Source organism: Metabacillus herbersteinensis (assembly GCF_042433335.1).
Taxonomy (GTDB): domain Bacteria; phylum Bacillota; class Bacilli; order Bacillales; family Bacillaceae; genus Metabacillus; species Metabacillus herbersteinensis.
In genome coordinates, this window is record NZ_JBHLVO010000005.1 from 221,359 (window position 1) to 231,191 (window position 9,833).

The 9,833-nt window shown below is 38.1% G+C and carries 11 protein-coding genes; 9 read left to right on the forward strand and 2 right to left on the reverse strand.

What is annotated here, in order from left to right; translation table 11 throughout:
- Positions 1–101: 101 nt before the first annotated feature.
- Both ACFFIX_RS09560 and ACFFIX_RS09565 read left to right on the forward strand, forming a co-directional pair.
- Complete coding sequence (locus ACFFIX_RS09560; RefSeq protein WP_378933044.1) at positions 102–959, forward strand: amidohydrolase family protein; 858 nt, start codon at positions 102–104, stop codon at positions 957–959.
- Between the two features lie 54 nt (positions 960–1,013).
- Positions 1,014–1,856, forward strand: coding sequence for a fatty acid kinase binding subunit FakB (locus ACFFIX_RS09565; RefSeq protein ID WP_378933047.1), 843 nt, complete (start codon positions 1,014–1,016; stop codon positions 1,854–1,856).
- Positions 1,857–1,864: 8 nt separating this feature from the next.
- Here the strand turns inward: ACFFIX_RS09565 and ACFFIX_RS09570 are convergent, their stop codons facing one another.
- Complete coding sequence (locus tag ACFFIX_RS09570) at positions 1,865–2,110, reverse strand: hypothetical protein (RefSeq protein ID WP_378933052.1); 246 nt, start codon at positions 2,108–2,110, stop codon at positions 1,865–1,867.
- Positions 2,111–2,213: 103 nt separating this feature from the next.
- Here ACFFIX_RS09570 and ACFFIX_RS09575 point away from each other — a divergent pair, with 103 nt between their 5' ends.
- Positions 2,214–2,897 carry an HD domain-containing protein gene (locus ACFFIX_RS09575; RefSeq protein ID WP_378933055.1) on the forward strand — a complete coding sequence of 228 codons (684 nt, stop codon included), beginning with the start codon at positions 2,214–2,216 and terminating at the stop codon, positions 2,895–2,897.
- A 204-nt stretch (positions 2,898–3,101) separates the two neighbouring features.
- Here ACFFIX_RS09575 and ACFFIX_RS09580 read toward each other — a convergent pair whose 3' ends face one another.
- A complete protein-coding gene (locus tag ACFFIX_RS09580) occupies positions 3,102–4,073 on the reverse strand; it encodes a C40 family peptidase (RefSeq protein WP_378933058.1) in 972 nt (323 codons plus the stop codon).
- A 195-nt stretch (positions 4,074–4,268) separates the two neighbouring features.
- Here ACFFIX_RS09580 and ACFFIX_RS09585 point away from each other — a divergent pair, with 195 nt between their 5' ends.
- From ACFFIX_RS09585 to ACFFIX_RS09610, 6 genes are all read left to right on the forward strand, one after another.
- Entirely contained in the window at positions 4,269–5,390 is a 1,122-nt protein-coding gene (locus ACFFIX_RS09585) for a conserved virulence factor C family protein (RefSeq protein WP_378933061.1), read from the forward strand.
- A gap of 125 nt (positions 5,391–5,515) precedes the next feature.
- Positions 5,516–7,225 carry a dihydroxy-acid dehydratase gene (gene ilvD, locus ACFFIX_RS09590; RefSeq protein ID WP_378933064.1) on the forward strand — a complete coding sequence of 570 codons (1,710 nt, stop codon included), beginning with the start codon at positions 5,516–5,518 and terminating at the stop codon, positions 7,223–7,225.
- 75 nt (positions 7,226–7,300) lie between these two features.
- Positions 7,301–7,735, forward strand: a complete 435-nt coding sequence (locus ACFFIX_RS09595) for a BrxA/BrxB family bacilliredoxin (protein WP_378933067.1) — start codon at positions 7,301–7,303, stop codon at positions 7,733–7,735.
- Between the two features lie 85 nt (positions 7,736–7,820).
- Positions 7,821–8,597: a class I SAM-dependent methyltransferase gene (locus ACFFIX_RS09600; protein ID WP_378933069.1), complete on the forward strand. Its 777-nt coding sequence runs from the start codon at positions 7,821–7,823 to the stop codon at positions 8,595–8,597.
- Positions 8,598–8,627: 30 nt separating this feature from the next.
- On the forward strand, positions 8,628–8,759 hold the full coding sequence (locus tag ACFFIX_RS09605; protein ID WP_378933072.1) for a YuzL family protein: 132 nt from the start codon (positions 8,628–8,630) through the stop codon (positions 8,757–8,759).
- 351 nt (positions 8,760–9,110) lie between these two features.
- Positions 9,111–9,698, forward strand: a complete 588-nt coding sequence (locus ACFFIX_RS09610; RefSeq protein ID WP_378933075.1) for a YpjP family protein — start codon at positions 9,111–9,113, stop codon at positions 9,696–9,698.
- Positions 9,699–9,833 lie beyond the last annotated feature (135 nt).

Sequence of the window (9,833 nt, forward strand, 5' to 3'; positions counted from 1 at the left end):
ATTCTAAATTGAAGGCAAAGAACGCCTTCTACCCTAGAATCGCCTTATGCTATGCCTAAGGCTGAACAAGGCGCTTGCGCTTTTTAACAAGGTGGACTGATATGAAGAAAATAATTGATGCACACATCCATTATTCTAAAATCGCAAGCTTTCAATCAACAGCTGAAAATAATTCGAATGTAGATTATAGTTTTGAAGGATTAACAAAAGAGTTTAGAGAATCAAATGTAGTATTGGGAATTGCTATGGGACTTTCTGAAACGACAGTAAATGGATTTCCCGATCGTCTAGCAGAAACACCAATGGGCATTGATTTAGATATACAATTACCTAATACGATTGCGTTATGTCCAGGAATCAATCCATACCAGCTTTCCAATGATGCTTTGTCTGAATTAGAAAAACAACTCACATCATCAAGAGTAGTAGGAATTAAAATTTATTTAGGATATTATCCTTTTTACGCTTATGACTCTGTGTATGGACCCATCTATGAGTTAGCAAAAGCATACAAACTACCAATAGTATTTCATACAGGTGACACATATTCTAATCGAGGATTGTTAAAATATGCACATCCTCTCACCCTTGATGAAGTGGCTGTAGAACACCGTGACATCACCTTTATGATGGCTCATTTTGGCGATCCGTGGGTACTTGATGGTGCAGAGGTCGTATACAAGAATGAGAATATGTATGCTGACTTGTCAGGCCTTATCGTTGGAACATCTAAAACAATAAAAAAACATCAAAAATCTAGGTTTTTAAATCATCTTTTGCATGCGATCACGTACTGTGACTCCTATGAAAAATTAGTATTTGGGACAGATTGGCCACTAGTTTCTCAGAAAGCGTACATTGAATTAATGAAAGAGATTATCCCCGATGAGCACCATGACTCATTTTTTTACGGAAATGCTTGTCGTGTGTTTCCGAAACTAGAAAAATTATTGAGTTGAATATCCTATTAATACTTGGAATAGCTTTATAAAAAAGGGTGGAGGGTTTTTTTAATGTCTAGAAAAATTGCGTGGGTGACAGATAGTACAATTTATTTAGATGAAGAGTTGAAATCTAATCCCGATGTGTATTGCGTGCCAATGATTGTTTGTGTAGGCGAAGAACAATATGAGGATGGAATTGATATAACCATGGATGACTTGTTTGAGAAAATGAGGAATTCATCACTTACTGTAACCACTTCACAGCCTTCACCAGGACAATTTATAACTCTTTTTAAAAAGCTAGAGGAAGGATACGATGAAATAGTCGGGCTCTTTGTTTCAAGCGATTTAAGCGGAACCTTTTCTTCTGCAAAGCAAGCGGTAGAGCACACAAAGATCCCCGTACACATCATAGACTCTCGAATTCTGTCGTACCCATTAACAAAGCTATTAAAATATGCAATCTCATTGCGCGAAAAAGAGATCGCTACCATTTCTATTTTAGAACAAGTAGAGCAAAGAATTAATCAACACGAAACCTATGTTTTAATAGGTGACTTAAAACAGCTTCATCGTAGTGGTAGGATGTCTGGAACGCAATTTTATTTAGGGAGTTTATTAAAAATAAAACCTGTGATCTCAGTAGCAGATGGCAAACTGTCAGTAATAGAAAAAGCTCGATCTGAAAAAAGAGCACAGGATTTTATTTTGAATAAAATTCGTGATGCTAGGACACAGCATTCTATTAAAGAAGTTGCTATCCTATATAGTTTAAATCAAGAAAAGAGCCTGGAATTTCAGAGCTATATTAAACAACAGGTGGAAGAGATTGAGGTTCATCTTTTGCCACTTTGTACAACGATTGCCGTCCATACTGGTGAAGATGTTGTTGGAATATCGTGGGTCCTTTAATAAACTGTTTACATCACTAGTAAGTACTGGACGATATCTGGTTGAAGTTGGGTAACCGAGGCAACTTGATATCCTATACTTAAAAGCTGTGATAGCGTTTCCGCACAGTTTATTTTGCTAGGCTCTAATAGTGCATGAAGGCTGCTATGCAAAGAAAAAAATGTATTGGTGCTGGATCTACACTGAAGTATGACAACATGTCTTCCTGTCCAGGCATACCCAATAACTGGTTCGGTGATTCGTATTGGTCTCATCGCGCTAACACTCCCTAAAATAAGCTGATATAGTATATGTAAAGGGCCTAATATGGTTCTTTCACAGGTACCAATAACAAAGGAATGTAGTAAGGAGCTAGTAATGAACAAATTAGAGATTATAAAAACAGTTGAAAATTTCGTAAGTCAGCTTCTCGAAAAAGAAGGCAGTGGACATGATTGGTGGCATATTCATCGTGTAAGAAACATGTCTTTAATGATTGCCAAGAAGGAAGGAGCAGATCCTTTTATTGTTGAATTGTCAGCACTATTGCATGATGTTATTGATGATAAGCTTTCTGACAGTATAAAAATGAAACCTGAAGATGTCGAACAGCTTTTAGAGGATCTTCAAGTCGAAAACGTTCACATTAAAGAAATAATACGAATCATAACGTCAATTAGTTTCCGGAAAAGAATGGAAGTTCCTTTAAAAACTCTAGAAGCAAAAGTTGTGCAAGATGCAGACCGTCTTGATGCAATAGGTGCCATTGGAATTGCTCGTACATTTACATATGCTGGCTCAAAGGGTCATCTCATCTATGAGCCAAAAGATTTCAGCTATAAACCGAATGATAAAAAGTCAGGAAGCGCCATAGATCACTTTTATGAAAAATTACTAAATTTGAAAAATCTAATGAACACGAGCACAGCTAAAGAAATGGCCGAAGAACGTCATCGATTGATGGAAGACTATTTAAAGAATTTTTACCACGAGTGGAACGTTTCAGGAACAAAAGCGCAAGCGCCTTGGTCAGCCCCGACTAGCATAAGACGATTTAAATAGCCTTCAATTTAGAATTGACTTATGACCTCGAGGCAGTCAAAAACGCGACATCCTGTCGCATTGACTGCACTAGCACGTCCTGTGCGTCGGGGCTAGGCGCTGGAGCTGGATGCAGAAATGTTATCCACAGTTTGAAAATTTTATAATTTCCTGAACGATAAAATCAAGGGCTGACACAAACAAAAGAGTCAACCCCTTTTGACGTTACCCCTTTGGTAGTCTTTTCGCACCGAGGTACCTACTATTCCAATACGGATTTGACATCTCACCGATAGAAACCCCTTTTGAGGAGCTAGTATGAATAAAACGTCCATTTCCCAAGTAAATTCCAACATGTGAAGGACCAGGTTTGTATGTTTGAAAAAACACAAGATCCCCAATGCCTGCCTTGTTTACTTTTATACCGAAATTCCAGATTTCATTAACAGTTCGAGGCACTAACAGCCCTGAGTTTTTATAAACATAGTTGATAAATCCGCTACAATCAAAACCGGCAGGAGTGGTTCCTCCCCAACGATAACCTGTGCCAACTAATGTTTTTGCGAACGTGATAGCGGAAGATTGATGTTCAAGTGTTTGTGTGTTTTTTGCTTTTACAGACGATAAGGTTTTCCCTTTTTTATTCCGATTGCTTTTTAGGTGCATTTGTGTGGTGATGGTTAACTCACCTGTAGCTTCTAAGTTGTTTTTTTGTTGGTACTCCTTTATTGCTTGCAACGTTTGAGGACCAAATATCCCATCAAGCTGACCTTGGTAATAATTTAACTGACTCAATTGTTCTTGATACGTTTTTACAGCTTCTGTTTTGTCTCCTAGCTTTAAAACAGTTGTCGATAGGGGAAAAGATGTGAGCTTGGCTTGAGTTTGCTTTCCGACAATTCCATCTACTTTTAAATGATGTAAACGCTGAAATTGCTTAACTGCATTTTCCGTTTGTTTTCCGTAGTTTCCATCTACACTTGCAAGATAGAGTGTTAACGTTTTCAACTTTTCTTGAACATTTGAAACAAAAGGACCGGTGTGGCCGTATCGTATCTGTTGAGTTTCGAACGAGGCTTTGAATTCTTCATGTCCTGAGGACTCTCCAGCCTCAACTAGAGATGGAGCCCCGAAAAGTATTCCAGCAGCGATTGAAGAGATGACAAATGCGTCCTTTGCTGTACCAGTTTTAGACATGCGCTTTCTCTCCTAACTTGAAAATGTAATATGAAGGCAAGGTCATTTAAACATACTAAAAATTTAAAAAAATATGACACAGTTCTCCTCGTCCCAACAATATTAGACAAGGTGAAAACCTGATAATAGCAAGTGATTTTCCGCTATGTTACAATATATTTACGAATGAACAACGAACGAATGGAGTGAACGAAAGTGAAAATTAAATCAATTGAGCCTACTCCGAGCCCGAATACGATGAAGGTATTATTATCTGAAGAGCTCCCAGGAGGAAAAAGCAATAATTATAAAAAAGAACAAGCTGAAGATGCACCACCTCTGATTTCTGAGATTTTACGAATTGATGGCGTTAAAGGGGTTTATCATGTTGCGGACTTCCTAGCAGTTGAACGGAATGCGAAGTTTGATTGGAAAGAGATTCTGCCCAAGGTTAGAGAGTCCTTCGGAGAAGATGTTTCTAATCAAGAACAATCAAAAGGACAAGAAGAAGCATTTGGTGAAGTGAAAGTATTTGTCCAAATGTTTAATGGGATTCCAATGCAAGTCAAATTAACAGATGGCACGCAAGAGGAAAGAGTGGGCCTGCCAGATCGTTTTAAAGAAGCAATCTTGAAGGCGCAGGAGTCCAACCAAAATGTTGTTTTAGAAAGAAATTGGAAAGAACACGGAGTCAGATATGGAGACTTGAAAGAGATAGGTAAAGAAATTGTCGACGAACTTAATGCTAGCTATACGGAAGAGCGTATGAAGCGTCTCGTTGTTTCCTCAAAGGACAAGGGAGTTCAGCACGCACCAAGACAAACGTATCCTGTAACTCTTGATATGCTGAATGACCCTGATTGGACCAAACGGTTTGCACATTTAGAGCAAATGAACCCTACTGAAAAGGATTTACCGATTCTTGAAAAGGCGTTGAAGGATGAAAAAGCTTCAATTAGACGTCAAGCAACCATGTATTTAGGGATGATCGAAAATTCAACTGTTCTCCCTCTTTTAGCAATAGCATTAAAGGATAAAACGGTTACTGTACGGCGAACTGCAGGAGATTGCTTATCAGATCTCGGTGATCCGAAAGCCATGCCTGCCATGATTGAGGCCCTAAGCGACAAAAGCAAACTTGTTCGTTGGAGAGCTGCTATGTTTCTGTATGAGGTTGGCGATGAACAAGCACTTCCAGCTTTAAAAAATTCTGAGAATGATTCTGAATTTGAAGTTAGCATGCAAATTAAGATGGCAATTGAACGAATAGCAGGTGGAGAAGAAGCAAAAGGTTCCGTATGGAAGCAAATGACCGAGAGCCGTAAGGAACAATTCTAAAGAATATTTGCAGTCATTTTGATGGCTGCTATTTATTTTTTTTGTTAAAATTATTTGAATATTGTTGCAAAACTAGTAAATTCAACTTATAGTATTTAACAATCATAAAATTGGGAGGAAAAAAGATGACAAACGATATGAGACATATTAGTAAAGTTATTAGTGATGATGAAAAACGCGCCCCAAACCGCGCGATGCTTAGAGCTGTGGGATTTAAGGATGAAGATTTCAAGAAACCGATGATTGGAATTGCAAGTACGTGGAGCGAGGTAACTCCTTGTAATATACATATTGATAAATTAGCACTGTCATCAAAAAAAGGTGTGAACGAAGCAGGTGGAGCGGGCCTTATTTTTAATACGATTACCGTTTCTGATGGAATCTCGATGGGAACAGCAGGAATGAGATACTCCTTACCAAGTCGTGACGTTATCGCTGATTCAATTGAAACGGTTGTTGGTGGCCAAAGCCTTGACGGGTTTGTCGCAATTGGCGGTTGTGATAAAAATATGCCTGGCTGCTTAATTGCGATTTCTCGAATGAATTTACCTGCCGTTTTCTCTTATGGTGGATCTATAAAACCAGGAAAACTAAATGGAAAAGATATTGACATTGTTTCGGTATTTGAAGGCGTTGGACAATATAGTGCAGGTACAATTGACAAAGAAGAATTACACCAGATCGAATGCCACGCTTGTCCTGGAGCTGGATCATGCGGTGGAATGTATACAGCAAATACGATGGCTTCGGCAATTGAAGCATTAGGTATGAGTTTACCTGGTAGTTCATCGAACCCTGCAGAATCTGATCTAAAATATCAGGACTGTTCAGATGCTGGGCAAGCTGTTTATCATTTATTGGAGAAAAATATTAAGCCGAGAGATATTTTAACGAAAAAAGCCTTTGAGAATGCCATCACGGTTGTTATGGCACTCGGTGGATCAACCAACGCAATTCTCCACCTTCTGGCAATTGCCCACGCTGCAGAAGTTGAGCTTAAATTAGAGGATTTTGAAGAGATCCAAAAACGAGTTCCACATATTGCCGACCTTAAGCCAAGCGGTCGATATGTGATGAACGATTTACACGAAGCTGGTGGTGTGCCGGCTGTTATGAAATTACTACTTCGCGAAGGTTTGCTACATGGTGATTGTTTAACGGTTACTGGAAAAACGATTGAAGAAAACTTGCGAGATTTAGATGATTTAAAAGAAGGACAAAAAGTCATCTACCCTATTTCAGAAGCTTTACGTAAAGACGGGCCACTCGTAGTTTTGAAAGGAAATCTTGCACCAGAAGGGGCGGTCGCAAAGGTTTCTGGGCTAAAAGTAAAAAGCTTAACAGGGCCTGCTAAAGTTTTTGATACGGAAGAAGAGGCGACTGAAGCGGTGTTAGACGGAAGTATTGTCGAAGGTGATGTATTAATTATCCGCTATGAGGGGCCTAAAGGTGGACCAGGGATGCCTGAAATGCTTTCTATCTCGGGAATCATTATTGGAAAAGGTTTAGGTGAAAGTGTTGCTTTATTAACAGATGGACGCTTCTCAGGGGGCACACACGGACTTGTAGTAGGCCATATAGCTCCAGAAGCTCAAGTTGGTGGACCAATTGCGTTTGTTCATAATGGTGATCAAGTGACAGTTGACAGTGATTCAAGAGAGTTAACATTACATGTTACTGAAGAAGAATTAACGCAACGAAAGCAAAACTGGACACCACCACAATTAGTAAGTCGTGGAGTGCTTGCAAAATATGCGCGTACAGTCTCTAGTGCATCAAAAGGAGCCGTTACTGATTTATTCGATGAAGTAAAGGTACCCATTGAAGTAAAATAGTCAATAATTGCAATGACATTCTCCCTATAGTATTCTTTATATAAATGTGAAGTTTTTTTGGGAGGGGAAAAATAAATGTCAATGGCATACGAAGAATATATGCGTCAAATGGTCAAACCAATGAGAGCTGAACTGACGACTGCTGGTTTTAGAGAACTAACAACAGCTGAGGAAGTAGAAGAATATATCACGAATGTTGATGGAACTACACTCGTTGTGATTAACTCAGTGTGTGGTTGTGCAGCCGGTTTAGCTAGACCAGCTGCAACACAATCTGTTCTCCAAGCTGATAAAAAGCCAAATCAATTAGTTACTGTTTTTGCAGGACAAGATAAAGAAGCAACTGCAAAAATGCGCGACTACATTGAAGGGTACGAACCTTCATCTCCTTCTATGGCACTATTTAAAGGAAATGAGGTCGTACATTTTATTCCTCGTCATGAGATCGAAGGAAATACGATTGAAAATATTATGAGTGATTTAGCTAAAGCATTTAACAATCACTGCTAAAATAAGCGACAAAACGAGTATGAGCGTTTGTCAACAGTCTAGGGGTGCCAATTCGGCATCCCTTTTTATAAGGAGAAACAATTTTATGATTGTAACTACTGCAGGAAGAACAAATGAGGATATGATCTCTTTTGCACGTGAGGTTGCAAAAGATTTGCAAGTGACATTTATTTTAAGGAAAAAACAATCAGTTCTTTCTATTCAGAAAACCCATCAAGAAGACGTTCTTGTGGTGGGAAAAGATCGCTTAGAACTACACCCTTTTAATTTAAGTGATCCATTATTTTTTCATCCAAACTCCGCGATGTTTCGTGTTAAACGAATTATCAATGGCGAGAGCGAGCATTTTTTAGATGTTGTTAACCTACATGAAGGATCTATCTTCATAGACTGCACCCTTGGATTGGCATCTGATAGCATTGTTGCAAGTTATGTAGTAGGTGAGAGTGGACAAGTCCTTGGAGTAGAAGCCAGTGAAACACTTGCTTATATAGTGAGCAAGGGACTTCAGAAATGGGAAACTGGAATCCCAAAAATGGATCAGGCATTAAGAAGAATCAAAGTTAATGTTTGTCATCATCAACAATATTTAGAGAGCTTACCTGACGACTTTGCGGATGTTGTTTATTTTGATCCGATGTTTACTCAAGAAATACCCGAATCAACTGGTATCTCAGGCATAAGGGAAATGGCAATTTACGAGCCACTAACAATCGAGGCGATTACTCAAGCGAAAAGAGTTGCAAAAAAAAGAATTGTCTTAAAGGATCATTGGAAAAGCGACCATTTCGAGCGGTTAGGATTTACTGTGCGAAAGAGGAAAACAGCAAAATTTTATTATGGAGTCATAGAATTATCATAATCGCAAACGATATAGGTGGAGGTGTGACAAATGACAAAAAGGAAAAGCGATCCATCTAAAACGGGGCTAAGTTCACCTAACGTGGAAGGCCAAGGCACGACAAATCAAGAGACGCTTAATAAGCAAGTAAGTTCAGCACGAAAAAAACAAGATCGAGTATAGGATTAATGAAGGCGTGTCTATACTGACACGCCTTCAATCTGTGGATAGAACGCAAGTATTTCTTTTAAAATTATTACTCCTTTATACCCTCTATCAATCAGTAACTTCTAAAAATATAAAAAATCCTAGAGTGACAATGCATCCGATAAAAAATACTAAATCATAACTCACAATGAAAACCTCCCATATAAAACATCATAGTTCTCTTATATTTTATACGCTTTCAAGACATTTTAAAAGTATTTTAACAAAGAGATCATTTTATTGTGTCACATTTTAAAAAGTCTGTAAATTTTGAATTGATTTATGTTAAAATAAGAACATACTAGATTGCTGGAAGGAAGAAAGCGTATGAATAAATGGTTGAGAAAATCTCTCGTTATTTTATTTACAATCGCAACATTTGGTTTAGTTGCACCGCCAGCAGCTCTGACCATTGAAAAGCATACTTCTGAAGATACCTTAGAAGAATCTAGCTTACAACAATTTGAGCGGCAGAATTTCGATCTTACAAATCACCACATAGATAAGGACACATACATAGATACACTCTTACTTGAGGCTAAACAACAGTCTTTTGAAAAGTTTGGCGAAAAAATTGCTAATGTAATTGAAAATGATTTTGAAGAAGTGATTTTCCCAAAAATGGAGGAAGTAATTTCCTACTACTTGAATGAACAAGAAGATGACCATTTTAAAAACATTGCGATCTCAAAAATACCAACAGGTGGTAAAACAGAAAAAATCTTTCACATTTATGATGAAGAAACAGGTGAAGATGTTCTAAGGTTTCACGTAAGAAGAGATCATCCACCACAACAAGGATATTGGTTTAATTTCCATTACCACACCTACCACGATTCTTTTCAATCTCATAAAGAACTTGGAAGCATTTATTGGGATAAAAACACTCCCCCAAATTGGAAGAGTTATCAATAAATAATAAATTGAGAAAGACCCGCTCATTTTGAGCGGGTCTCAGACTGTAGACAAACTCGATTTTATCGAGTTTGCCTACAGTCTTTTTTGTATTAAAATAGAAGTAATAAAAATCTTGAGGTGATGAATGATGCT